Annotated in this window: 21 protein-coding genes; 15 read left to right on the top strand and 6 right to left on the bottom strand. The window is 58.4% G+C overall.

Annotation, left to right across the window (positions count from 1 at the left end):
• Nucleotides 1–117: 117 nt before the first annotated feature.
• The 5 genes from AC2FNN_RS02725 to AC2FNN_RS02705 all read left to right on the top strand — a co-directional run bounded on the left by AC2FNN_RS02725 (nt 118) and on the right by AC2FNN_RS02705 (nt 6,411).
• A complete protein-coding gene (locus tag AC2FNN_RS02725) occupies nt 118–2,064 on the top strand; it encodes a type I secretion protein (RefSeq protein WP_496756440.1) in 1,947 nt (648 codons plus the stop codon).
• Between the two features lie 186 nt (nt 2,065–2,250).
• Nucleotides 2,251–4,320: a type I secretion system permease/ATPase gene (locus AC2FNN_RS02720; RefSeq protein ID WP_496756522.1), complete on the top strand. Its 2,070-nt coding sequence runs from the start codon at nt 2,251–2,253 to the stop codon at nt 4,318–4,320.
• Between the two features lie 2 nt (nt 4,321–4,322).
• Nucleotides 4,323–5,675, top strand: a complete 1,353-nt coding sequence (locus tag AC2FNN_RS02715; RefSeq protein ID WP_496756439.1) for an HlyD family type I secretion periplasmic adaptor subunit — start codon at nt 4,323–4,325, stop codon at nt 5,673–5,675.
• Nucleotides 5,676–5,754: 79 nt separating this feature from the next.
• Nucleotides 5,755–6,132 carry a rhodanese-like domain-containing protein gene (locus tag AC2FNN_RS02710; protein ID WP_496756437.1) on the top strand — a complete coding sequence of 126 codons (378 nt, stop codon included), beginning with the start codon at nt 5,755–5,757 and terminating at the stop codon, nt 6,130–6,132.
• 93 nt (nt 6,133–6,225) lie between these two features.
• A complete protein-coding gene (locus AC2FNN_RS02705) occupies nt 6,226–6,411 on the top strand; it encodes a hypothetical protein (protein WP_152457401.1) in 186 nt (61 codons plus the stop codon).
• On the opposite strand, the gene AC2FNN_RS02700 is transcribed toward AC2FNN_RS02705, so the two are convergent.
• On the bottom strand, nt 6,412–7,170 hold the full coding sequence (locus AC2FNN_RS02700) for an alpha/beta fold hydrolase (RefSeq protein ID WP_496756435.1): 759 nt from the start codon (nt 7,168–7,170) through the stop codon (nt 6,412–6,414).
• 91 nt (nt 7,171–7,261) lie between these two features.
• On the opposite strand from AC2FNN_RS02700, the gene AC2FNN_RS02695 reads away from it, so the two are divergent.
• Nucleotides 7,262–7,636, top strand: a complete 375-nt coding sequence (locus AC2FNN_RS02695; RefSeq protein WP_496756434.1) for a hypothetical protein — start codon at nt 7,262–7,264, stop codon at nt 7,634–7,636.
• Between the two features lie 273 nt (nt 7,637–7,909).
• Here AC2FNN_RS02695 and glyA read toward each other — a convergent pair whose 3' ends face one another.
• On the bottom strand, nt 7,910–9,205 hold the full coding sequence (gene glyA / locus AC2FNN_RS02690; RefSeq protein WP_496756432.1) for a serine hydroxymethyltransferase: 1,296 nt from the start codon (nt 9,203–9,205) through the stop codon (nt 7,910–7,912).
• A gap of 168 nt (nt 9,206–9,373) precedes the next feature.
• On the opposite strand from glyA, the gene AC2FNN_RS02685 reads away from it, so the two are divergent.
• Nucleotides 9,374–10,135 (top strand): NAD kinase, encoded by a 762-nt coding sequence (locus AC2FNN_RS02685; protein WP_496756431.1) that lies wholly within the window; start codon nt 9,374–9,376, stop codon nt 10,133–10,135.
• A 240-nt stretch (nt 10,136–10,375) separates the two neighbouring features.
• On the opposite strand, the gene AC2FNN_RS02680 is transcribed toward AC2FNN_RS02685, so the two are convergent.
• The 3 genes from AC2FNN_RS02680 to AC2FNN_RS02670 form a co-directional block, all read right to left on the bottom strand.
• Entirely contained in the window at nt 10,376–11,827 is a 1,452-nt protein-coding gene (locus tag AC2FNN_RS02680) for an amidase family protein (RefSeq protein ID WP_496756430.1), read from the bottom strand.
• A 90-nt stretch (nt 11,828–11,917) separates the two neighbouring features.
• The gene (gene prpE / locus AC2FNN_RS02675) at nt 11,918–13,807 is read right to left on the bottom strand and encodes a propionate-CoA ligase PrpE (RefSeq protein WP_496756428.1); all 1,890 of its coding nucleotides are present in this window, start codon (nt 13,805–13,807) and stop codon (nt 11,918–11,920) included.
• A gap of 366 nt (nt 13,808–14,173) precedes the next feature.
• Nucleotides 14,174–16,447 (bottom strand): NADP-dependent malic enzyme, encoded by a 2,274-nt coding sequence (locus AC2FNN_RS02670; protein ID WP_496756426.1) that lies wholly within the window; start codon nt 16,445–16,447, stop codon nt 14,174–14,176.
• Nucleotides 16,448–16,632: 185 nt separating this feature from the next.
• On the opposite strand from AC2FNN_RS02670, the gene AC2FNN_RS02665 reads away from it, so the two are divergent.
• The 7 genes from AC2FNN_RS02665 to upp all read left to right on the top strand — a co-directional run bounded on the left by AC2FNN_RS02665 (nt 16,633) and on the right by upp (nt 23,020).
• The gene (locus tag AC2FNN_RS02665) at nt 16,633–17,337 is read left to right on the top strand and encodes a hypothetical protein (RefSeq protein ID WP_496756424.1); all 705 of its coding nucleotides are present in this window, start codon (nt 16,633–16,635) and stop codon (nt 17,335–17,337) included.
• Nucleotides 17,300–18,403: a cupin domain-containing protein gene (locus AC2FNN_RS02660; RefSeq protein ID WP_496756422.1), complete on the top strand. Its 1,104-nt coding sequence runs from the start codon at nt 17,300–17,302 to the stop codon at nt 18,401–18,403. Before AC2FNN_RS02665 ends, AC2FNN_RS02660 begins: the two co-directional genes overlap by 38 nt.
• Nucleotides 18,404–18,471: 68 nt before the next feature.
• Complete coding sequence (locus AC2FNN_RS02655) at nt 18,472–18,888, top strand: cytidine deaminase (protein ID WP_171723615.1); 417 nt, start codon at nt 18,472–18,474, stop codon at nt 18,886–18,888.
• Between the two features lie 4 nt (nt 18,889–18,892).
• Nucleotides 18,893–20,200: a thymidine phosphorylase gene (locus AC2FNN_RS02650; RefSeq protein WP_496756420.1), complete on the top strand. Its 1,308-nt coding sequence runs from the start codon at nt 18,893–18,895 to the stop codon at nt 20,198–20,200.
• Nucleotides 20,197–21,408 (top strand): phosphopentomutase, encoded by a 1,212-nt coding sequence (locus AC2FNN_RS02645; RefSeq protein ID WP_496756419.1) that lies wholly within the window; start codon nt 20,197–20,199, stop codon nt 21,406–21,408. Before AC2FNN_RS02650 ends, AC2FNN_RS02645 begins: the two co-directional genes overlap by 4 nt.
• A complete protein-coding gene (locus AC2FNN_RS02640; RefSeq protein ID WP_496756418.1) occupies nt 21,405–22,391 on the top strand; it encodes an adenosine deaminase in 987 nt (328 codons plus the stop codon). The genes AC2FNN_RS02645 and AC2FNN_RS02640 overlap by 4 nt, the downstream gene beginning before the upstream one ends.
• Nucleotides 22,388–23,020: a uracil phosphoribosyltransferase gene (gene upp / locus AC2FNN_RS02635; protein ID WP_496756417.1), complete on the top strand. Its 633-nt coding sequence runs from the start codon at nt 22,388–22,390 to the stop codon at nt 23,018–23,020. The genes AC2FNN_RS02640 and upp overlap by 4 nt, the downstream gene beginning before the upstream one ends.
• 6 nt (nt 23,021–23,026) lie before the next feature.
• On the opposite strand, the gene AC2FNN_RS02630 is transcribed toward upp, so the two are convergent.
• On the bottom strand, nt 23,027–24,040 hold the full coding sequence (locus AC2FNN_RS02630) for a hypothetical protein (protein ID WP_496756416.1): 1,014 nt from the start codon (nt 24,038–24,040) through the stop codon (nt 23,027–23,029).
• Between the two features lie 147 nt (nt 24,041–24,187).
• Between AC2FNN_RS02630 and AC2FNN_RS02625 the strand changes: the two genes are divergently transcribed.
• Nucleotides 24,188–25,123, top strand: coding sequence for a DMT family transporter (locus AC2FNN_RS02625; protein ID WP_496756415.1), 936 nt, complete (start codon nt 24,188–24,190; stop codon nt 25,121–25,123).
• Nucleotides 25,124–25,336 lie beyond the last annotated feature (213 nt).

Below are 25,336 nucleotides of genomic sequence, written 5' to 3'. Positions count from 1 at the left end.
CTCGCATTTTCGGGCCTTGCTACCTTTCGAAAATGCCGGGGCCGCAAAACGCGGCCCCGGCCCAACTGAACCCAAAGCGGAAATTACGAGCCGCCGCGGGCAAAAAGGAAAACCGACATGGCACTTGACGGTATTACGGAAACGATAGCGCATTTTGTTGGAACTTTTGAGCTTACAATAGAACAAGCCCGCCTGAGGGATCAGTACGAGGAATTCAGCGCCCTGAGGCGGAAAGCCGAAATAGACGGGCTTGACGAGCCAACCTCGATTCACATCAAAGCTGATCTGGATATCCCGGCGGGCGAATACAAAGCCCTGCCATTCAATTTTCTTCCCTCTCAACCGGAACTGCCGTTGCCAAAAGCTCCTGTCGGACCGGTGCATGAGTCGGTCATCATCCTCAACGGTGACAGCGCGGAGTCCACGCGATTTGTGCCAGACAGCGTATCCGGTCCGTCTTCTGCACCGGAACTGATTATTCTGCGACCGGATACAGTGCCATTGGGTTCGGCAATGACGTTCACCGTGCAAAAGGTGGTCATGCGCGACAACGACACGGTGGGGGAAGGGGACTTTCGCGATACCGAGGCGCTGATCGCCCAGGGCGAAGAGATGCTGGACATGGCGCTGTCGCTTCATACCCTGGCAGCCCCTTCGCTTTCACTCGCGGATTACAAGTCGACCGAAATGCTCGAGGCGCTGGCCGAACAGATGTTGGCCCCGGCAAACGCGAATATCGACGGGGTCACGATACATCAGTTTCATGGCGATGATGCGTTGGGGGTGATCGTGAACGGCAAGTACGTTGACGACGCTCCGGTATGGACAGACATCCTGCCTGCGTTCCATCAGCCGGATGAAGCCGAAGATGGAGATGATGAGGCCGAGGCCATGCTTCCGGCCGAGTGGGATCAGTCGAAAGATCCTGACTTTGACGACGGACACCTGGTCGTGACCGGAGGAAACCTTGCGATCAATGCTGTCTCGGCATCTGTAGGTTGGGTTGATGCTCCCTATATCGCCGTCGGAGGGCAGGCGATCAGCCTGACCGCCATCAGCCAGGTCGCGCTTGTGTCAGATTGGGATGTGGGGGCGCCGGGAACGGGCAGCGGCACCAATGTGATCCAATCCTCGAAGATCGAAGTCGAAGGTCGAGATGCCCCCTGGCTGGACAATGGCACCGGAACAACCGGACAGCCCGAGTTCATCGTTGTGGATTGGGTCTACGGTGATCTGGTTGTGGCCAACTTCGTCAAGCAAGTTATCGACGCCACGGATATCGACAACATACAGACCGAGATTTCGGCCGCATCGACCTTGTACGCGTTGGGCGACAACGAAATGTTCAATGTCACCGACATCGTGCAGCTGGGCAGCTTTTACGACCTGATTATGATCGACGGGAATATGATTTCCGTGGACATGTTGTACCAGGCCAACGCCCTGATGGATGACGATATCATCAGCGGCGGTAAGCCCGGCGCAATGGCCGGAGATGATGAAAACGTGATCATGAATGACGCGTCGGTCAAAACGATAGGCGCAGATACACATCAGGATCTGCAACAAAACCTTTCCGACGCCATGGCGCTTGATCAAACGGACATCGATGCCTTGGAGAACGCGCTGCTCAACGATCCCTTGTTCGCAGGAATGGAACAGTTGCGCGTGCTCAAGATCGACGGAGACTTGTTGCAGGTGAACATTGTTGAACAGGTCACCATGATGCTGGATCAGGATCAAATTGACCTGTCCGGTCCAAGTGCCGCCGATACCGATGTCGTCGCAGGCAGCAACGCCCTGTTGAACTCTGTCAATCTGACCAAAATGGGTGTGGATTCGACGGTTATGGCCGCTGACGGATCTTATTCCGACCTGCTGCTTCATCAGGCCAGCCTGATTGACATGCCAGACAACCAAGAAATCACAGAAATGACCAACGAGGCGATCGCCGCAATCATGGCGGACATGTCTGTGCCGCAACCGGATGCGGCCCTGGCACTGGACGCACCATCCACTGACACAACGACACCAGATGACGGCCTGCAAACCCTGCTGGCCTGACCCCCCCAAGTTTTTATCGAGTGACCAGAAGGTTTGTATATGTCGATTGTTTTTTCGTCGCGCCGTCCGCTCTTATCCAGTCCCTTGGACAGGCAGGGCGGTTTGGGCCCGAAACGCCAGCGCGCAGACGGTGGGGCAGATCCAGTGACACAACGGGTCAAAGCCCGGTTGCACCTGACGCAGGAGATGCGCGTGTCTGAGTCAGATCCGGATTCGACGGTAGAAACCGAAGCGCCACAGCAAGCTGAAGACCAAAAACACTCACGCGAACGACGGCGCGCTGATCCTCCCCATCAGCGTGCGCAGCCGCAACCCGCGCAAGATGAAGGTACGGCGGGTGGCGGCAATGGGGTGGCCGACGCCGACGGCCCAGATCCGGCATCCGCCGGGGACTCGACTGCGCGCAAGACCCCCTCTGCACGCTCATCCGGTGGGAACGGCATAGGCACCACGATCGAGGCCAAGGCAAACCAGCCACTGTTGCAAACGAATTCCGGCGGCGGTGATGGGAACGGGCCACCCCAAACCTTCCACAAACGCACCCCGCCCGAAGACTTCCAGCGTACGTTGCGCGTTTCGATGCGGGCGATCCGGCGCAATCTTGCATTTGTTCTGGTCCTGACCTGCGCCACGAACATCCTGATCCTGGCGATCCCGATCTATCTGTTCCAGATCAGTGACCGTGTTCTGACCAGCCGGTCGCTGGACACGCTGATCATGCTGACGGCCATCGTTGCAGGGGCGGTGGTCTTCCAGTCTGCTTTTGATGCGGTGCGGCGGTTCATGCTCATGCGGACCGGGGTCGAAGTGGCGGCCCGGCTGGGCGCACCGGTTCTGAGCGCGGCGGCCTATGCGTCGCTGCATGGAAACGGGCGCGAGTATCAGACATTGGGCGATCTGCAACAGCTTCGTGGTTTTCTGGTCTCGGGCACACTGCTTTCATTTCTGGACGTGCCGTTTGCGCCGCTGTTCATCCTGATGATTTTCCTGGTGCATCCGCAACTGGGCATGATCGTAGTGGTTACTGCGCTGATCCTGATGACGATTGCGCTGATCAACCAGAAAATGACTGCCAAGCCGTTTGCCGAGGCCAACAAGGCACAGTCCATGGCGAATCTGCATCTGGATTCGATGTCTCGCAACAGCCAGATCATCAACGCCCTGGCAATGATCCCCGAGGCCGTGCGGATCTGGGGGCGGGACACTGCCCAATCCCTGACCTGGCAGGTTCGGGCACAGGATCGCAACGTGATCTTCGCTTCAATCTCGCGCGCCGTTCGCCTTTTGACGCAGATCGGAATTCTGGGTTGGGGCGCGTTCCTGGCGCTACAAGGAGAGATCACGGGCGGTATGGTGATTGCGGCCTCGATCATTGCCGGGCGTGCCTTTGCGCCAATCGAAGGTTCGATTGAAGGATGGAACAGCTATCTGCTGACGCGCGGAGCTTATGGCCGGATCAAGGCGCTGCTGTCGACTTCGGCCCTGCAATACGAAAAATTGCGCTTGCCACGCCCCGAAGGTCGTCTGGATGTCGAACGCCTGCTCTATGTACCGGGCGGAACCAAACGCGTGGTTCTGAACGGCATCACGTTCTCGCTGGTTCCCGGCGAAACTTTGGCCATCATCGGCAATTCCGGTGCCGGGAAAACCACGCTTGGGAAAACTCTGGTGGGATCCATTCTGCCCACATCGGGCAGCGTCAGGCTTGACCTGATGGACATCCGAAACTGGGACCCGCGCCAGTTCGGTGAAAGCATCGGCTACCTGCCGCAGGATGTTCAGCTGTTCCCGGGCACGATCAAGGACAATATCGGCCGGATGCGGGCGGATGCCACTGACGAACAGATCCACGATGCCGCCGTTCTGGCCGATGTTCATAACATGATTGCAACGTTGCCGCAGGGATATGAGACCGTGGTGGCCGCCGATGGCTCGCCTTTGTCCGGTGGTCAGAAGCAGCGTATCGCACTGGCGCGGGCGTTCTTCGGCAACCCCAGAATGGTTGTGCTGGATGAACCGAATTCAAATCTTGACGTCGCAGGGGACAAGGCGCTGGCATGTGCGATCGAACAGGCGCGTCAAAGCAAGATCACCGTGGTCGTCATTACGCAGAAGCCGACGTTGTTGAATGTTGTCGACAAGATCATGTTGCTGACGGACGGGCGCGTGGCCCTGTTCGGCCAGCGTGATCAGGTTCTTCAGCAGCTCAACGGGCCGCGCAAGCAGACCGGAATTGAAGGCCAGCAGGGGGGCTGACCATGAATGACCTCGTACCTGTGAACAACTCAGCCAATGATCCAGATGTCTGGTATGCCGAGGTTCCGCGCTCGATCAACAGGTTGATGGTGATCGGGCTGGTCATGCTTGTCGTGTGCTTCGGCGGTTTCGGGGTCTGGTCCTTCAGTGCCCCGCTGGCCGCAGCGGTCATCGCGCAAGGCAGCTTTGTGGCCACGGGCCGAAACAAGATTGTCCAACATCTTGAAGGCGGCATCATCGAAGACATCAAGGTTGTGGAAGGTCAGGCGGTTCAGGCAGGTCAGGTGTTGATGACCCTGGACCAGACCTCGGCGCAGGCCAATGAGCGTGAGCTGCATATTCGCAAGCTGCGCCTTCAGGCCATGACCGAACGGTTGCTGGCCGAGTACGGGGAACGCGACCGCCTCGTGTTTTCGCAGGCGCTTGTCGAAGCATCCGACGATCCTGAAGTAATGGCCATTCTGGATGGGCAAAAGCTCAGCTTCGATGTGTCGCGCAAGACGCTGCTGAATGACTTGGCCTTGCTGGAGCGCAACATGGAAGCACTGAAAATCCGATCCAGCGGATTTGAGGCGCAGCTGGACAGCATGGCCCGGCGTGCCGAGATCTTGCAGGAGGAGTTCGAAGCCAAGAACCAACTGTTCGAAAAGGGCCTTGTCCGCAAAGGGGAGTTGAACACCATCCGTCGTGTCCAGGCCGAAGCCGAAGGTCAGCAGGCCCGGTTGCAGGCGGAAGCCGCTGAAATCAACCAGATGCTGCTGAAATATGACGAACAGATTGCGCGTACGCGGTCCGCTTATCGTGAGGCCGCACTGGACGAACTGGGCGTGATCGAAGCTGATCTGGAAAGCGTGCGTGAAAAATCCCGACAGGCGCGCAGCGTTCTTGACCGGGCCGTGGTGCGCGCGCCGGTCACCGGAACGGTGGTGCGATTGCATTATCACACGCCTGGCGGTGTGATTGAGACCGGGGAACCGATAGCCGAGATCCTGCCCGCGGATGCGCCCCTGATCATCGAGGCACAGATTCCGCGTACCGAGATTGACAGTGTCGTCACGGGGCAGACCGCCACAGTCCGCCTGATCGCATTGAATCAGCGCACGACGCCTGTTTTGTATGGCGAGGTCTTCTATATTTCGGCCGATGCGCTGCTTGAGGATTCGACCGGTGTTCCGCAGGAAGTCTATCTGGCACGAGTCTCACTGACCCCGGATGAGTTGCAGCGCGTGCGCGGCTTTGTTCCGACACCGGGGATGCCCGCTGAAATCATGATCCAGACCGAGGAACGCACCTTTGCGGCCTATATCGCCAAACCGGTATCAGACAGCATGTCGCGCGCGTTTCGCGAGCAGTAACACGCGCGTTTCCTTCCATGTCTACACCTTCCAAAATTCGCATGTTAACCTCTGCGCGGTGACGTAAAGGAGAACCCACATGCCGGTGACGGTGAAAGAGATGATGGAGGCGGCCAACGCGGTGGTCGAGCGTATCGATGCGGCCAAGGCAAAGGCGATGACCGAACAGGGGGCGCTGCTGTTGGACATTCGCGATGCGAATGAGTTGGAAAACACGGGCCGCGCCGTCGGGGCGCATCATATACCCCGCGGCATGCTGGAGTTTCGGGCAGATGATGCATTGCAATCACATGACCCTGAACTGCGCAAGGATCGCCCCATCGTGTTGTACTGCGCATCAGGCGGGCGCGCGGCTTTGGCCGGAAAACTCCTGAAGGATATGGGATACCAGAGGGTGTACAATCTTGGTGGATTGACGGACTGGTTGAATGGGGGCGGTGAAATCTCCAAATCCTAGCTTCGGAACCGTTTGAAACTGACACAAATCAAAGCGTAATATATTCGAATCGTGAAATATTTGACCGGAAGCCATCAAAAGGAAAATCCGGCCATGTTTCGCCTTGCCGCTATGCTGTATTCACTGATTGCAACTGCTCTGTCTGGTTCGGCCGTAATCGCCGTGCTGTCGGCTGGAATGGTGTCCGTCAGCGCAATTGTGGGCGCCGCGGCCGCGGGGGCCGTAATCGCCGCTCCGGCATCCTGGATGGTGGCCAGGCGGCTGTATCAAGGCGCTTGATCAGGCGTTCAGGAAGGTCCTGACAGCAGCTTCGAATTCGCGCGGTTTTTCGGCGTGCAGCCAATGTCCGGCGCCGGGAATCTTGGCAAATCGCGCGCCGGGAAACAAAGCGCGGATCTTGGCTCGATGTTCCGGCAAGACGTAATCTGACTCGCCCCCCGACAAGAACAGCGCGGGGCCTTGCCACTGGGCGTCCAATTCGGGAAAGCCCATGACGTTTGGCATCTGGTCCGCCAACACATCCAGGTTCAGCAACCAACGCTTTCCCTTGATGTCCAGCGATTGGGTGAAAAAGCTCTGCAATGCTTTTTCGACGCCTTGCTCGGCCAATTGCTGCTCGGCATCCGAGCGGCGTGCAATGCGCGAGAAATCCACGGCACGCATGGCCTCGATGAATTGAATTTGGCTGTGCGTGTATTTCACCGGCGCAATATCTGCGACCACCAGTTTGTTCACTAGCGCGCCGTGTTGCAGCGCAAGTGTCATCGCGGCCTTGCCGCCCATTGAATGCCCAAGAACGTCCGCTGTCCCGCCAATCTGTTCGATGACCTCGGCGATATCCTGCGCCAGATGGGGATAGTCATGACAAGCGTCCCACGCGCTGTAGGCGTGGTTACGCATATCAACGGCCACAACCTGCCGCTGGTCTGATAGCCGTCTGGCAATCACGCCCCAATTTCGGGCCGACCCATACAGGCCGTGGGCAATGACAAGGGGCGGTCGGGCGGTCGGTTCGCCATGTATGATGGTGTTCAGCATGTAACGCGTGATACAAGTCACCGCCGGAAACGACCAGCCCCATTGTAGGTCATTGACGCTGCCGCTAGATTGCCTCCGCAGGAGGCCACCAATGCCGCAGGACCCAGACATTCAGACCCGGATCGCCGAAACGGTTGTGTTGCTGCGCGCAAAGCTCGGGGTGCGCGACAAGACGCTTGAGGCATCGATCCGCAAGGCCAGGCGCCGATTGCCGCGGCGCGTCTACAAGCAGGCCTTGATTCTGGCCCGGGCCGAGGCGATGGCGTCTCATCCCAAACTGAGGCTGGTTCTGGATAACCCCAGGCTGTTCAAGGCGTCCGACGTGGTGCAGGAACATCTGGGGTCTATCAATCTTGCGGATCGCAGATGGGGTTGGTTCCTTGGCCTGCTGGGGGGGCTGGCCTTCAACATGCTGGCGCTGACGACACTTTTGCTGGTTTTTCTGTGGTGGCGCGGCTTGATCTGAGCTTGGATTCCGGACAGCGCGCCAAGGTCTGAACATGGCGCAAATCCGTGGGTGTCATGACATCGAATGCACGGATCCGATGTGAACTGCTGCGCGAAAAGCTGGTCGAGGCGGAAAAAGCGCGTATTTACCTGAATGGTCTGGGCGACCTTTGGGCCCGGGACCTTGCCCAAAACACCGGATATGCGCTGGGCGAGATCCAGAACGTTTTTAGGTATCTTAAGCAAAAAAACGGCGCCTCATGGCGCCGTTCCGTGTTTGAGGGTGGACCAGTTACAGGTTCGGATAGATCGGGAATTTGGCGCAGAGGTCTGCGACTTCGGCCTTGACCTTGGCTTCGACCGCGCCGTTTCCGTCCTCGCCATTGGCGGCCAGGCCGTCGACGACCTCGATGATCCAGTCGGCGATCTGGCGGAATTCAACCTCGCCAAAGCCTCGTGTGGTGCCGGCGGGCGAACCCAGGCGGATGCCCGACGTGATGGTCGGCTTTTCCGGGTCAAACGGCACGCCGTTCTTGTTGCAGGTGATATGCGCGCGGCCCAGGGCCTTTTCGGTGGCGTTGCCCTTGACCCCTTTGGGGCGCAGGTCGACCAGCACCACATGGGTGTCGGTGCCATGGGTCACCGTGTCCAGACCGCCCTTGATCAACTGATCCGACAAGGCCTGCGAATTGACGACAACCTGCTTGATGTAGTCCTTGAAGGCAGGCTGCAGCGCCTCGCCGAAGGCCACGGCCTTGGCCGCGATCACGTGCATCAGCGGGCCGCCCTGAATGCCGGGGAAGATGGCCGAGTTCACTTTCTTTGCGATATCTTCATCATTGGTCAGGATCATGCCGCCACGCGGACCGCGCAGGGTCTTGTGCGTGGTGGTGGTCGCCACATGCGCATGCGGGAAGGGGCTGGGATGTTCGCCCGCCGCAACCAGACCGGCAAAATGCGCCATGTCCACGTGCAGATAGGCCCCGACCATGTCGGCGATCTGACGCATGCGGGCAAAGTCGATCTGGCGCGGGATGGCCGAACCGCCCGCGATGATCAGCTTGGGGTTATGCTCTTTCGCCAGCGCCTCGACCTGATCATAGTCCAGCATGTTGTCCTGCTGGCGCACGCCGTATTGCACGGCGTTGAACCACTTGCCCGACTGGTTGGGCCGCGCGCCGTGGGTCAGGTGGCCACCGGCATCCAGGCTCATGCCCAGAATGGTGTCGCCGGGCTGAATCAGCGCCTGAAACACGCCCTGGTTGGCCTGAGAGCCGGAATTGGGCTGCACATTGGCGAATTCACAGCCGAAAAGCTGTTTGGCGCGGTCGATGGCGAGGTTTTCGGCGATGTCGACGAACTGGCAACCGCCATAATAGCGACGGCCGGGATAGCCTTCGGCGTATTTGTTGGTCATCACCGAGCCCTGCGCCTCCATCACGGCGGCAGAGACGATGTTCTCGGACGCGATCAGCTCGATCTCGTCGCGCTGACGACCCAGTTCCGACGTGATCGAGCCAAAAAGCTCGGGATCACGATCAGAAAGGGACTGGGTGAAAAATCCGGTATCACGAAGATTGGCGTTCATGGGCGCTCCACATGGCTGGGTAAAAATCTTGCGGATTTCCTATCGGAAACGCCACATTTGCAAAAGGCTTAAAGCGACGATTTGGCCCGCTGCGGCGTCAAGACTGGCCTATCGGGGAAAGGTATGTTTGTTTCGGAACCAAATGTGCAGCACCGGAAACCGGAAAACATGAAAAAAAGAATCGCCTTTCTTGCCAGTGAGGTCAAAGTGGCGCAAACGGCCCGGGATATTCTGGTGTCCAAACACGGTAATGTAGCACCACGCGACGCAGATGTTGTGGTTGCTCTTGGGGGTGATGGCTTCATGTTGCACACTTTGTACAATGTGCAGCATCTCGATACTCCGGTTTACGGGATGAATCGCGGCACGATCGGCTTTCTGATGAATGAGTATCACGAAGACGATCTGATGGCGCGGTTGGAGGATGCCGAAGAAGAGGTTATCAACCCGTTGGCCATGCAGGCGATGGACCAATCAGGAAAACTGCACCAAGCCTTGGCGATCAACGAAGTGTCATTGCTACGCGCGGGCCCTCAGGCAGCAAGGCTCAAGATCAGCGTAGACGGCCGGGTGCGCATGGCCGAATTGGTCTGTGACGGGGCATTGCTTGCCACGCCAGCGGGATCGACCGCCTACAACTATTCCGCGCATGGGCCGATTGTCCCGATTGGCGCTGACGTTCTGGCCTTAACACCCATCGCGGCGTTTCGCCCACGGCGGTGGCGCGGTGCCTTGTTGCCGAAAATGGCGAAAGTCAGGTTCGATGTGGTCGAAGCTGACAAGCGACCGGTCATCGTGGCTGCTGATTCCGTTTCTTTCCCGGATATAGACTGGGTCGAGATCAGGTCGGAACCAGCCATTGCGCACCGTATCCTTTTCGACCCCGGCCATGGGTTGGAAGAACGTCTAATATCCGAACAATTTACGTAAAATCGGCCACCTCCGAATTTTTCTCACGCCTATGTGAAGCAGTTCACAGGAATTCCCTTAACGATTGGCTAATGTGAAATTGCCCGGAGAACACGCCAAGGTGGGAGTGAGTGGCCACCTGAACGGCGTATTCGAATGATTGCGCAGATTTTGCGCTGGCGAGGGTGGGTGGTGCTACGCTCGTCATCAGAAATCCGGGCTTATTTTAGCAGTCGGACCCCGGGTACAATGTCCCGGGGTCTATTTTTTGCAGCCACCCTGCAACTCTGGCTTTTCCCAAAGCGGCAGGCACATTTGCCCCACGCGTGCCTCGATTGCCGCGGCCGCATCCACCGCCAGATCTTCGCGCCAGCGCTGTGCCGCGATCTGAACATTGATCGGCTGAGGGCCCTTTGGCAATTCAGCCAGCCGGGCCGGAACGCATGCGGCAGGCAGGCCCAGAAAGTTCATCGCATAGGAATATACGGCACACCCCAGAACCTCATGCACTCCGTCGGCGCCTTCGGTGTCCCGGTCGGGTTTGAAGAACGGTTGTGGCAGGAAAGGCGACAGCACCAAAGGGTAATCCTGCAAAAACAGAGACCATTCCCGCGCATAGTGGCTTCGTTTGGCCAGCATCTGAATCATCTCGGTTTCGACAATAGGCGGGAATTCCTGGAAATAGACCGCAAAGATGTTCTGAATGGTTTTCGAACCGGCCGCTTCGATATCTGACTTCATGAGCGTGAGCACTTCGCCCATCAGCGTACGGTAACCGATCCGACCGCATTCAAATACATCAGGCGGGTCAATCTCTTGCACCACGTAACCTGCATCGGTCAGTGCGTCCCGTGCCGTGTCGAGCGCTTTGTCCACCTCGGGGTGCAGGGCATAGCCGAATGTATTCTTGGTAAAGGCCACCTTGACGGGCGCGTCGGGATCAGGGCCACGCCAGGGCATCGGCACGTGAAACGGGTCACGCGCGTCGGCGGCGATCAGGCTGGGCATGGACAGATGCAGGTCAGCGGCCGACCGGGTTATCAGGCCCTGAACTGACATCGATTGCGCCAGCAAACCGCGTTCGACCTTCTGGCTTGGGTTCCATGCCGGGACACGCCTCAACCCGGGTTTCACCGTCACGGCTCCGTTGGCCGCCGCGGGAAAGCGCAGGCTGCCGCCGATATCGTTGCCGTGGGCCAGCGCGCCGATTCCGGCCATGACCGCAGCGCCGGCCCCACCGGAAGAGCCGCCGGGTGAGATATGCCGCCCCCAGGGGTTGTGTGTACGGCCATACAGCGGATTGTCCGTGTCGGCGCGGAAAGAGAACTCGGGCGTGTTGGTCCGCCCGACAACAACAGCCCCTGCCTTTAGCAGATTGCTCACAACCGGGGCGTCATCCGGTGCAATCACATCCTTCAATGCGACGACACCGTTGGATGTGGCATGGCCTTTCTGGTCAACGTTCACCTTGATCGTGACCGGCACGCCATGCAGCGGACCCGTGGGTTTGCCACCAGCCCGCGCATTGTCCAGCGCTTTGGCGCGTTCCAACGCTTGCGCGCGCAGGTCTTCCACCACCGCATTCAAATGCGGGTTGACCTCATCCATTCGCTCGATCGAGGCCCGAACCGCCTCGGTCGCACTCAGGTCGCCGCGTCTTGTCAGGGTGGTCAGGTCTGTGGCGCTGAGACGCCAGATATCGGTTTGTGTCATGGGTCCTCACTGTCTAAACGTGACAGTAGAGGGGCTGCTTCCGGTTGCAAGAGAAGACAAAAAAATTGGGCGGCTTATGCCGCCCTCGGGTTACTTGGCGTAACCGATTGTCTGCAAGGCCTCTTTGATCTCGTCAAGAATGGCTGGATCATCGATCGTTGCAGGCATTTTATAGTCCTGACCGTCTGCAATCGACACCATCGTACCCCGCAGGATTTTACCCGAACGTGTCTTGGGCAACCTGTCGACGACCACGGCCAGTTTGAAGGCCGCCACCGGGCCGATCTTTTCCCGCACCATCTTGACGACTTCCTGAACCACGTCGCCATGATCCCGATCAGCGCCGGCATTCAGGCACAGGAACCCAACGGGCATTTGACCCTTAAGCTGATCCGATACACCGATCACCGCGCATTCGGCCACGTCCGGGTGAGCGGCAAGCACTTCTTCCATCCCCCCGGTCGACAGACGGTGACCTGCTACGTTGATGACATCATCGGTGCGGGCCATGATGTAAAGATATCCGTCCTCGTCGATCATGCCGGCATCGCCGGTTTCATAATACCCGGGGAAATGTTCCAGATAGGATTTCCTGAACCGTTCTTCGGCGTTCCACAAGGTCGGCAGGGTGCCCGGAGGCAATGGCAGTTTGACCGCGATGGCCCCCAGTTCGCCGGCTTTCATCGGGTGGCCGCCTTCGTCGAGAATTTGCACGTCATAACCGGGCATAGGTTTCGCGGGCGAACCCAGCTTGATCGGAAGCTCTTCGATGCCCAGCGGGTTTCCGGCGATGGCCCATCCGGTTTCGGTCTGCCACCAATGGTCGATCACCGGTACCTTCAGCGCATCCTGCGCCCAGATGATGGTGTCGGGGTCAGCCCGTTCCCCCGCAAGATACAGTGCCCGCAGATGAGACAGATCGTACTTGGCGATCAATTCGCCTTTGGGGTCTTCTCGTTTCACCGCACGGATCGCTGTTGGGGCGGTGAAGAAGCTTTTCACTTTATGTTCAGAGATCACGCGCCAGAAGGTTCCCGCATCAGGGGTGCCGACCGGTTTGCCTTCAAACACAATCGTCGTGTTGCCGTGGATCAGGGGTGCATAGCAGATATAGGAATGTCCAACGACCCAACCCACATCGGACGCCGCCCAGAATACATCACCGGGATCAACGTTATAGATGTTCTTCATGGTCCAGTTCAGTGCCACCAGATGCCCGGCAGTGGGGCGCACGACGCCTTTGGGTGCCCCCGTGGTGCCCGATGTGTACAGAATGTACGCCGGATCATTGCCGTCGACGGGAACACATTCCGCCGGTTCGACACCGTACTGGAAACCGTGCCAGTTGTAGTCGCGCCCTTCGATCAGCTGCGCAACTTCTTGTTCGCGCTGAAAGACGACGCAGAAATCCGGCTTGTGCTCGGCAAGTTCAATGGCGCCGTCCAGAAGCGGTTTGTAGTGCACGACCCGGCCAGGTTCCATACCGCAGGACGCCGCAATGACGGCTTTGGGTTTGGCGTCGTCGATCCGGACCGCCAGTTCGTTGCTGGCAAATCCGCCGAACACAACGGAATGCACAGCGCCCAGACGTGCGCAGGCCAGCATCGCCTCAAGCGCCTCGGGGATCATCGGCATGTAGATGATGACGCGGTCGCCTTTTTCGATACCTTTCGCACGCAGCGCGCCGGCAAGATTGGCCACGCGGTTGCGCAGCTCGACATAGGAAATCTCGCGCTTGGTGTGGGTGATCGGGCTGTCATAGATGATGGCGGTCTGCTCGCCGCGCCCGTTTTCCACGTGGCGGTCCACGGCGTTCCAGCAGGTATTGACCCGTGCGTCGCTGAACCATTCGTACAAAGGCGCGTTGTCGTCGAACAGAGCTTTGCTGGGTTCTTTGACCCAATCGATCCCCTTGGCGGCGTCCATCCAGAATGCCTCGGGGTCTTTCTTCCAACTGTCATATACGTCCTGATACGCCATCTCGTCCTCCTCACAACGACTTGGTCTTTGTGTTAGGACCCAGAAAACTATCGGGCAAGCGCGTCAAATGACGACGCGTCAGTTTATCGCAAAATATTTGCAGTATTTCGCGCAACAGCTTGCAAATTTTTGCAAACTACTTTTCCAGCATTGGATTTTCTGCGCCAAAGAGGCCATTTTGCAAACTTGCAAACCCGACAGTGCAAAAGATCACGTCCGAGGCGACTCGGGGCAAAGCCAATCGCCATTCTTCCGCGTGCCCCATGGCTCCCACGGAGATGCAACGACATATAGCCGTCAAAAGGTGAGAATTGTGTTAACTGCACCCCCGCGGGGGGATGCGGTTCAGGGTGTCGGGCGGCCGGCTTACCCGTAATGCGCCACCGGGGTCCCTGCGATGGCAGCCATGTTCAGCAATCCGCGTGCGGTAATGGCCGGGGTGACGATATGCGCCTTGTTGCCCATTCCCATCAGAATGGGGCCGACTTCGATCCCGTCCGCTTTCATTTTAAGGATATTGCGCACGCCGCTGGCCGCGTCCGCATGTGCAAAGATCAGAACATTTGCCGCGCCCTGCAGGCGTGATCCCGGAAAAATCCGCTCCCGAAGATCCGCATCAAGGGCCGCATCCAGGTTCATTTCGCCTTCATAGACAAAGTCGCGCGGTTTCTGGTCCAGGATGTCCAATGCAGCGCGCAGGCGTTTTCCCGATCCTTCTGCCTGATTGCCGAATTGTGATTGCGAACAGAACGCGATCTTGGGTTCGATCCCAAAACGGCGAACATGCCGCGCTGCGCCAATGGTGGATTCCGCCAGTTCTTCTGGCGTCGGCAATTGCCGGACATGCGTATCGGCGATGAACAGGGGGCCGTCTTCCAAAATCATCAGCGACAACGCGCCGTGCGGGCGCAGGTTGCCCTCGTCAAGTACCTGCTCAACATAGTTCAGATGCCAGCGATATTCGCCGAACGTGCCGCAGATCAAGCTGTCGGCCTCGCCCCGATACACCATGATCGCGCCGATGGCGGTTGTATTTGTGCGCATGATCGCCTTGGCCAGATCCGGGGTCACACCTCGGCGCTGCATGATCTGATGATACGAGTTCCAGTAATCGTAATAACGCGGATCGTTTTCCGGGTTCACGATTTGGCAGTCTGTGCCCGGGCGAATGGTCAGGCCCAGTTTTTCGCATCGGGATTCGATGACTTCGGGGCGTCCGATCAGGATCGGTGTTTCCGTTGTTTCCTCAAGAATGGCCTGTGCAGCCCGCAGCACCCTTTCATCTTCGCCTTCGGCAAATACGATGCGACGGGACGCGACGGCCGCGGCCTCGAACACGGGGCGCATCAAAAGCGCCGACTTGAAAACCGTCTGGTTGAGTTTTTCCTTGTAGGCCTCAAGATTCTTGATGGGGCGCTTTGCGACACCGCTTTCCATCGCTGCCTTGGCAACGGAAGATGAGACGACACCCACCAAACGCGGGTCAAAGGGTTTCGGAATCAGGTAATCCGGCCCAAAGGTCAGTTGCTCGCCCTTGTAGGCGGCTGCGGCCTCGGCGCTTGTTGTCGCGCGGGCCATTTCCGCAATGCCGTCAACGCAGGCGATCTGCATCGCGTCATTGATCTCGGTCGCGCCCACATCCAGAGCGCCCCGGAAGATAAACGGGAAACACAACACGTTGTTGACCTGATTGGGGAAATCGCTGCGCCCCGTGGCGATGATCGCGTTCGGGGCTACTTCACGCGCGGCCTGAGGCAGAATTTCTGGCGTTGGGTTGGCCAGTGCGAAGATGATCGGACGATCGGCCATTTTCTGAACCATTTCAGGCTTCAGGACATTCGGGCCGCTAAGGCCCAGAAACAGATCTGCATCGCCGATTACATCATCCAGAGTCCGCAATTCCGTTTTCTGCGCGAACTGCGATTTATGCGGGTTCATATCCTCGGCGCGCCCCTCGTAGACGAGCCCGTGAATATCGCACAGCCAGATGTTTTCCTGTTTCACACCCAGTTTCACCAGCATGTTCAGGCAGGCAATCCCCGCAGCCCCGCCGCCGGTTGATACGACTTTGATGTCCGCAAAGGATTTCCCCGCCACATGCAATGCGTTCTTGGCCGCGGCCCCGACGACAATGGCGGTTCCGTGCTGATCGTCGTGAAAAACGGGAATGTTCATGCGCTCGCGGCACAGTTTTTCGACAATGAAACAATCCGGTGCCTTGATGTCTTCCAGGTTGATGGCCCCGAATGTCGGTTCCAGCGCGCAGACGATATCCGCCAGCTTTTCTGGATCAGGCTGGTTTACTTCGATATCAAAACAGTCAATGCCAGCGAATTTCTTGAACAGGACGGCTTTGCCTTCCATCACCGGTTTCGATGCCAGCGCCCCGATATTGCCCAGACCAAGAACCGCGGTGCCGTTGGATACCACGGCGACAAGGTTGCCGCGTGCCGTGTACTTTTCCGCGTTGGCGGCGTCGGCTTTGATTTCAAGGCTGGCCTCGGCCACGCCTGGCGAATAGGCGCGCGCCAGATCGCGACCGTTGGCCATCGGTTTCGTGGCCTTGATCTCAAGTTTTCCGGGTTTCGGATGGGCGTGATAGTCAAGGGCGGCCTGTCGCAGGCTGGGGGTGTCAGACATTGAAGTTTCAGTTCCCTCTTTGAATTTGATTTAACATTAAACTATTTGTCCAAGCTTGGCTACGTTGCGTAACTTTGCCGACTTGTCGCAGTTGCACACCCGAAATGGGTTGAATTTTGACATATTTTTTTTACATCTAGTCAACTTTGCGTAACGAACAAACACTCAGGCAAGACGAAGCAGTAATGACTTTCAAGGCAAATGATCAGGTCGATGGCCTGTTCTCTGGTTCTGTGGCGGATACCGGAATTGCGCGGCTGACCATATGGTTTGCGGTGCTGTCGGGTGTTGTGCTTCTTGGTGCTGTTGGCATCTGGCCAGAACAGGCACTGGTTTTCAATCAGGAAGGCGGGTTGTTTGAAACACTTTCCGCGGTGTGTTTGTTTGCAGCGGGTGTGACGGGTTTGTGGCGATACCCGGGTGTCACCCGGCTGTATATCGGGCTGACATTCCTATTGTTGGCCGAGCGTGAGCTTGAGGAAAGCGTTTATCCTGAAGGCAGTTTGCCGTTCCTGATCCTTGACGGCCTGGACGCCGTGCTGGACGTCACTGTGGTCAGGGTTGTTCTGGCCTGCGTTGTTCTGGGCGGCGTCATCTGGCATGGGATCCCGACGGGATGGCGTGCTGTCAAACAGCGCGCGTCTTTTATGATCGTGTTCATTGCGGCCGGATGTCTTGCCGTCATCGCCCAACTTCTTGAAGAATTCACCGGGCTGCACGGCGAAGCATTGTCGTCAGTTATGAAAACGCGGCTTTTCGTGATGGAAGAAACGCTCGAGATGTTCTTTTCGATTGGCATTTTGGCCTCTGTTCTGATCGGATGGCCAAAATCGAATTCTGACGAGACATCTCATGACAAAAACATCCGAGCCTTCCCGGACCCAAGCTGAATTTCGTTTGCCTACCCAGGAAATTCGAAACGACATCCCCTTTTTTACCAAGGTGTTGGGGATGCAGATGGACATGATCTATCCCGCAGACGATCCGCGCGTCGCAGTGTTTTCTGGGCACGGTCTGCGGCTGCGGATCGAAAAAGACGCGCCCGAAGGTCCGGGAACATTGCGCATCCTGACAGATGACCCGGAAAGCTTTGCAGATGGCCAACGCGTTCTTGTCGCGCCGAATGGGACCCGGATCGAAATCGAAGAGCGTAATCCGCCGCTGGTGATGCCTGAAACAGTTCATTCCTTCGTGGTGCGCAGGCTCAAGGATCAGGCGCCCTGGATCATCGGCCGGGCGGGGATGCACTATCGCGATCTGGTGCCGGATCGTCTGGGCGGATCGATCATCGCCAGCCATATCCGCATCCCGGACGGGGGCCCGGTGCCCGATATGGTGCATTTTCACAAAGTTGGGTTCCAGCTGATATTCTGCATTCATGGCTGGGTGGATGTCGTCTACGAGGATCAGGGAGAGAAAATGCGCCTGACCGCAGGGGATTGCTTTATCCAGCCGCCGGAAATTCGTCACCGTGTGCTCGAGGCGTCGGACAATGTTCAGGTCATCGAGATAGGTGTGCCAGCGGAACATGTTACGGAAATCGACCATGACATGCAGCTTCCCACGCCGCATTTTCGCCCGGACCGTGAATGGCAGGGGCAACGCTTTGTCTACAACCAGGCCAAGGATGCTGAATGGGTGCCATTCCGTCTTCCGGGTTACATCTGCCGCGATACGACAATTGCCGAGAACACCAAAGGGGTCGCAGGCGTTCAGGTTGTGCGCAAAGGGCAGGGCGATCCGGAATGGGCCAGCCATGACACCGATATCCATTTCACCTTCGTGATGGACGGCCAAGTGACACTGGAAGGCGAAGGGCGCGAGCCCTACCGGCTGGAGCAGGGAGACGCCTTTGTCATCCCGCCCGGGATGCGCACGCGCTTGTCCTCGCCCTCGGACAACATCGAGTTGCTGGAAGTCACCTTGCCCGGTACGTTCACGACCACACTGGGCTGACTGAAAAACATTGGCTGGGGGCTTCAATTCCTCTGCCTTTTTACGTAACGATCCAAATTTCTGACCAGATGATCAAAAAACGGGGAATCGCCATGTCGCTCAAAGACGCTGCCTTGTCAGTCCGCGAAAACGCCTATGCGCCTTATTCGAATTTCAAGGTTGGCGCAGCGCTTCGGACTTCGACGGGTCAGATCTTTTCCGGGTGTAACGTTGAAAACGTGGCCTATCCCGAAGGCACTTGTGCCGAGGCTGGTGCAATCGCCGCGATGGTCGCCGCAGGAGAGCAGGAACTGACAGAGGTCTATGTGGTCGCCTCCAGCCCTCAGCCTGTGCCGCCTTGCGGTGGGTGTCGCCAGAAACTGGCCGAGTTTGGCAAGCGCGATGTGAAGGTTACCCTGGCAACCGTGGACGGCGCTGAATTTAAAACAACCATCGGGGATTTGTTGCCGGGCGCATTCGACGCGTCACATATGGAGGATGTCTGAACGCATGGACGCCCGCTCGATCATAGCAAAACTGCGCAGGCAGGAGGTGCCCGGTCGCGAGGAACTGATCTGGTTTGCGCAGGGACTTGCGGATGGAAGCGTCAGCGACGCGCAGGCCGGGGCATTCGCCATGGCTGTCTGCATGGGCGGACTGGGCCCTCAGGGGCGTGCCGATTTGACGATTGCGATGCGCGACAGCGGTGACGTTCTGACGTGGGACGTGGACGGGCCGGTGATCGACAAGCACTCGACCGGAGGGGTCGGGGACAGCGTCAGTCTGGTTCTTGCTCCGGCGTTGGCGGAATGTGGGGCGTATGTCCCAATGATCTCGGGCCGGGGTCTTGGGCATACTGGCGGAACGCTGGACAAGCTAGAGGCGATACCGGGGGTCAGCACTCAGATCGGGCAGGACCGTCTTGCGCAGATTTTACGCGATACCGGCGCGGCCATCGTCGGCGCGACGGGCCAGATCGCGCCGGCAGACAAGCGCCTTTATGCGGTGCGGGATGTGACCGCGACGGTCGAGAGCTTGGATCTGATCACAGCGTCGATCCTGTCCAAAAAGCTGGCCGCCAGCCCGGACGCGCTGGTTCTGGATGTCAAAACCGGCAGCGGTGCTTTCATGAAAACGATCGAAGATGCCCGCAAATTGGCCACCGCATTGACCCAGACCGCAAACGCAGCAGGATGCCGCACGTCGGCGGTGATCACGGATATGAACCAACCATTGGCCCCGGCGTTGGGGAATGCCTTGGAAATCGCGGAAGTGATGAAGGTGCTGACGGGGTCGAATGCGTCCCCTTTGGCAGACATTTCCGCCGAGCTGGGGGGTGTCCTGCTGACCGACGCAGGAATGTGCGGAACGGTTGAGGAAGGGCGTGAGAAGATCTTTGAAATCATCCGTGACGGCCGCGCTGCCGAACGGTTCGGGCGTATGATGGCAGCGGTTGGTGGCCCGGTTCAGTTTGTCGATGCCTGGGCCCGCTTCCTGCCTGAGGCGAATGTCATCCAAGAGGTTCCGGCCCCGCGGGACGGCTTTATCTCGACCGTCGATGGCGAAGCTCTGGGTCTTGCCGTGGTTGCGCTGGGCGGTGGCCGTCAGGTCGAAAGTGATGAGATCGACCCCGCCGTCGGGATATCCAGTATTCTTCGGTTTGGGGATCACGTGTCAAAGGGCGCGCCGATTGCAGTGATCCATGCTGCTCGAGAAGATGCTGCGCGCCGAGCCGCAGAAACCGTGCTGAGCGCGATTGAGATCAGCGAAACGGCTCCGACGCTTCCGGATCTGATCCACGAAAGGATCAGCGTATGAGCCGTGCATTTCTCGTCGTCATGGATTCCGTTGGAATAGGCGGTGCGCCTGATGCCGATCGTTTTTTCAATGGCGACGTTCCGGATAGTGGGGCAAATACGCTGGCCCATATCGCGCAGGCCTGTGCCGAAGGGCGGGCGGAAGACGGGCGCTTTGGCCCTTTGAACCTGCCGAACCTCGATGCGCTGGGTTTGGGTGCGGCTGCGCGACTGGCGTCTGGTGAAGCAACCCCCGGATTGGACGCCAAACCCAATGGGCTGTGGGGGTGCGCGCGCGAGCATTCGCCCGGCAAAGACACGCCCTCGGGCCACTGGGAACTGGCAGGTCTGCCGGTGCCGTGGGATTGGCACTATTTCCCGGATACGGTTCCGGCTTTTCCTGCGGACCTGAGCCGCGCAGCGGCCCGGGCCGCCGGGACCGAAGGCATCCTTGGCGATTGCCATGCCTCGGGCACGACGATCATCGCCGAACTGGGTGCCGAGCATATGCGAACCGGCTGGCCGATCTGCTACACCTCAGCCGACAGTGTGTTTCAGATCGCAGCCCATGAAGAGAGTTTCGGGCTGGACCGTTTGCTGGGTATGTGCCGCGCACTTGCACCGCGCTTGCACGAGATGAAAGTGGGCCGTGTCATTGCGCGCCCCTTTGTCGGCTCGCCAGAGGCGGGTTTCGAACGAACAACCAACCGCAAGGATTTCGCCATTCTGCCGCCGGCACCGGTTCTGACCAATTGGGCGCAGGATGCCGGGCGGAAGGTGCACGCGGTGGGCAAGATCGGCGACATCTTTTCCATGCAGGGTATCGACACGCTGCGCAAAGGGTCGGACGCTGAACTCATGCGGCACCTTTCAGATCTGGTGGATGACGCCGAAGAGGGCAGCCTGACTTTCGCCAACTTTGTTGAATTCGACAGTCTTTACGGCCACCGCCGCGATATCAGCGGCTATGCCCGAGCATTGGAATGGTTCGACCAGGAGATCGGCAAAATTCTGGCCAGGCTGCGCCCCGGCGACCTGTTGTTGTTGACCGCCGATCATGGCAATGATCCCAGCTGGACCGGGACAGATCACACACGTGAACAAGTACCGGTTCTGATTTCCGGGTCAGGCACGGGGCAGATCGGCCAGGTAGACTTTGCCGATATTGCCGCCAGCATCGCCCATCACCTGAACATTCCGGCGCAAGGGCCGGGAAGGAACTTTCTATGAGCGTCGCCGATCTGCCGAAAATAGAACTGCACCTGCATCACGAAGGCGCCGCGCCACCGGCCTTCATACGTCAGCTTGCGCATGAAAAACGGGTGGATCTGAGCGGTATCTTCAAGCCGGACGGATCTTATGATTTCCGCGATTTCGCGCATTTCCTGAATGTGTATGAAGCTGCCTGCGAAGTTCTGAAAACGCCCGAAGATTTCCGGCGGCTGACATTGGCCATTCTCGAAGAAAGCGCCGAAAACGGTGTCGTCTACTCTGAGACTTTTCTGAGCCCCGATTTTTGTGGCGGCGGCGACCTGCACGCCTGGAGGGACTATCTGAACGCTATTCAGGACGCAGCGGACGAGGCCGAGCGCAAGTTTGACATAACCTTGCGCGGCGTCATTACCTGTGTGCGCCATTTTGGCCCCGATCAAGCCAAGCGCAGCGCCAATTGCGCGGCCGAGACTGCGGGCGACTGGATCACCGGTTTTGGCATGGGTGGCAATGAATCCGTTGGCACACAGGGCGATTTCAAATGGGCGTTCGACTGCGCGCGCGAGGCCGGCCTGCGGCTGACGACACATGCCGGTGAGTTCGGAGGCCCGGAAAGCGTGCGCGATGCTGTGCGCGATCTGGGAGTCGAGCGCATCGGGCACGGTGTTCGCGCCATCGAGGATCCGGACCTTGTTCGCGAACTGGTCGACAGGGACATCACTCTTGAGGTCTGTCCGGGATCGAATGTGGTTCTGGGGCTTTTCCCGGATTTTGCGGCCCACCCGATTGCGGCCTTGCGTGATGCGGGCGTGAAGGTCACCGTCTCAACGGATGACCCGCCATTTTTTCACACGACCATGCGGCGGGAATATGAAATGCTGAACGCAGCTTTCGGCTGGGAGGCCGAAGATTTTGCGGCCCTGAACGAGACCGCCCTGGATGCGGCCTTTTGCGATGAAGACACCCGCGCGCGGGTCAAGGAAAGACTGGAGAAAACATGAGCGAACATCTGACCATCGTCGATCACCCTCTGGTGCAACACAAACTGACGCTCATGAGGGACAAGGGCACCTCGACGGCCGGGTTCCGGCAGTTGCTGCGCGAAATAACGCTGCTGCTGGCCTATGAGGTCACGCGCGACATTCCCCTGACCACGCGCAATATCGAAACGCCGATGGAAGAGATGGACGCCCCCATACTGGCAGGCAAGAAAATGGCGCTGGTGTCGATCCTGCGTGCCGGAAACGGGATGCTGGATGGGGTGCTGGAGCTGGTTCCTTCTGCGCGTGTCGGTTTTGTCGGTCTGTATCGCGACGAAGAAACCTTGAAGCCCGTGCAGTATTATTTCAAAGCACCCGAGAGCCTGAAAGACCGTTTGGTTATCGCGGTGGATCCGATGCTGGCCACCGGCAACAGTTCGGCTGCGGCGATTGACCTGCTGAAAGAGGCGGGGGCGACGGATATCCGCTTTCTGTGTCTGTTGGCCGCGCCGGAAGGTGTGGCGCGTATGAAAGAGGCGCACCCGGATGTGCACATCGTCACTGCGGCACTGGACCGCGAGCTGAACTCGAAAGGCTATATCATGCCGGGTCTGGGCGACGCGGGCGACCGGATGTTCGGAACCAAGTAACCGGGCTTATTCACCGCATATGTTTTGCAGCCGGACCCAATCACGGTCCGGCAACACCTGTTCCAGTGTCCGGCCGGCCATGGGATCGGCCTCGATCAGACCCAGTACTGATTCACCGGTAATGTCCTTAGCATAGGCGTAAGGGGTAGAGGGCAGGGCGCTTTGCGAGAACATCGCCAGCAAGTCATCGTCCGGAAGGGAAGGTCGGGGCTGCGAGAGGACCTGTTCGGTATAAGTGTCGATGATCTCAGGTGTCAGTTCCCCGGTCGTCAACAGTCGAAAGGCCGAGGACGCACCGGTTCTGTCCAGCAGATCATCCAGCGGGTCGTTGAGCGCCGTCCGCGCGCGCTCTTCAATAATATAGCCTGCTGCGACGGCAGGGTCTTCGTGGTCTTCAACCAGCGCCCGGTTCAACAGAACGGTGCCTCCCGGCAAGCTGAGGCTGTCCTGAACGCCGGCGGGCAGAATAATGATCTGCCGTACGCCCGTACGACTGGCCAACCGATCCAGTGAAGCCTGCGCATCCACAGAAGAACAGGCCGGTCCCGAGACACGCTCGATCCGACGCAGTATCGTGTCTCCGATTTCCTGTCGTTTGATTTCGGGCACGACCGAAACAACATGGTTTTGCAACGCACCGGGCAGCCAAAACAACAATACGGCCAGAACCGCGGCCACAACGCCTCCGACGCTCATCCAGCGCAACCGGCCGGGATGGGGACGAGAGCGTTCGATGGCACGTTGCAGCCGATCGATCGCTTCAAGCATCGTGGTTTCGGATTCTCCCAGTTCCAATGTCTCATCCGGATCACCGTCGGGGCAAAAAACAGCCGGAAAGACACCGGGGTTCTGCCGTTCAAGCGCCGCCAAAGACCAATGCGTCAAAGCCCTGTCATTGAAATCGGAAATGGTCAGGGTGGCCTTGCCAATCGATACCACAACTTCGCGCCGCTGTTCATCGGGCGAAGGGCGCCACAGACCGGTGGCTTCGATCCGCTGGTACTGTTTCAGGGCCGTCATCTGGTTGGGGTCTGCTCGAAATTGTTTTGCCGCAGCTTAGCATGGTGAAAACGCCGTGCGCAAACTTGTTGCGCAGGTATTCCGATTTGTGCTGGATACCCGTCAGGAAAAAGATCGTGGATCTTTGATCGCAACAAGGGCGCAAACATGCAGGCAGACACGACCACCTCTCCGGTGCTGGCTTCAGCCCTTATGGTAGCGGCAATGGCAATTATCGGCGTGATCGACAATGTTGTGATCCTGCTGGCCGAGACGGTCGGGCTGTGGCAGTTCCATTTTATGCGGGCATTGCTGATGCTGCCGCTGATTGTCGGCCTGTCCCTTATGGGGCTGGGCGGGCTGAGGCCGCAACGGTGGGGGGCGGTCATCTTACGCAGTCTTCTGATTACGACGGCCATGTTTTTCTATTTTGCGTCGCTGTCGTTGATGCCGATTGCGCAAGCCCTGGCAGGGCTGTTCACCTCGCCGATTTTCGTGCTGTTGATTTCGTCCATTGCGCTTGGGCAAAAGATCGGGCCGTGGCGCATACTGGCTGTGCTGGTCGGTTTTTCGGGCACTCTTCTGGTTTTGCAGCCAAACCCGGTCGAATTTGACATGCGTTCGGTTTTTCCAGTTGCCGCAGGTTTTTTCTATGCCTTGAGTTCGATCATGACGCGGACATACTGCGCGCGTGAAAGCACGGTTGCGATGCTGGCAGCGATGGTCATTACCCTTGGGTTGTCGGGGGCCGTGGGCGCCGCCTTGTTCACGCTTGCACCCGTTGCCACGCTGGACGGGCCGGACGGCTTTGTGACACGGGGTTGGGTCTGGGAAGTGGGGCCCGCGCTGCAATGGATTGTTGTTCAGGCCGTCGGGTCGACGATTGCCGTCTTCATGCTCATCAAAGCCTATCAGATAGGCGAGACCTCTTACGTGGCCGTGTTCGAGTATTCGGTGATGATCTTCGGGCCGCTCTTTGCATTCGTCGCACTGGGTCAGACCCTCGATTTGATGCAGGTGTCCGGGATTGTCCTGATCGCGACGGCAGGGGTTTTGCTGGGCTGGCGGGCCAGGAAGTCATCCACCCGGCAAGAGCTTGCCTGACACGTGCAACAGCGCTCTGCCATCGGGTTTTGCACGCTGCGTCCCTAACAAGCGGGTTCACTTCAACGGATCAGGTGCAAATGGATTCGTAAGATCCTTTCATGTTGACCGTTTCGGGAATTGCACAAAAGCCTGTTTATGTCTTGTAAGTGTTTACCAAATCGCCCCGGAAACGCGCTGAGACGGCCCAAATTGGGCATAAATATGTCTGAA

This window comes from Ruegeria sp. BHSA118 (genome assembly GCF_059613405.1).
The sequence above is the reverse complement of the archived record's forward strand: the minus strand, read 5'-3'. Positions and strand labels throughout refer to the sequence as shown.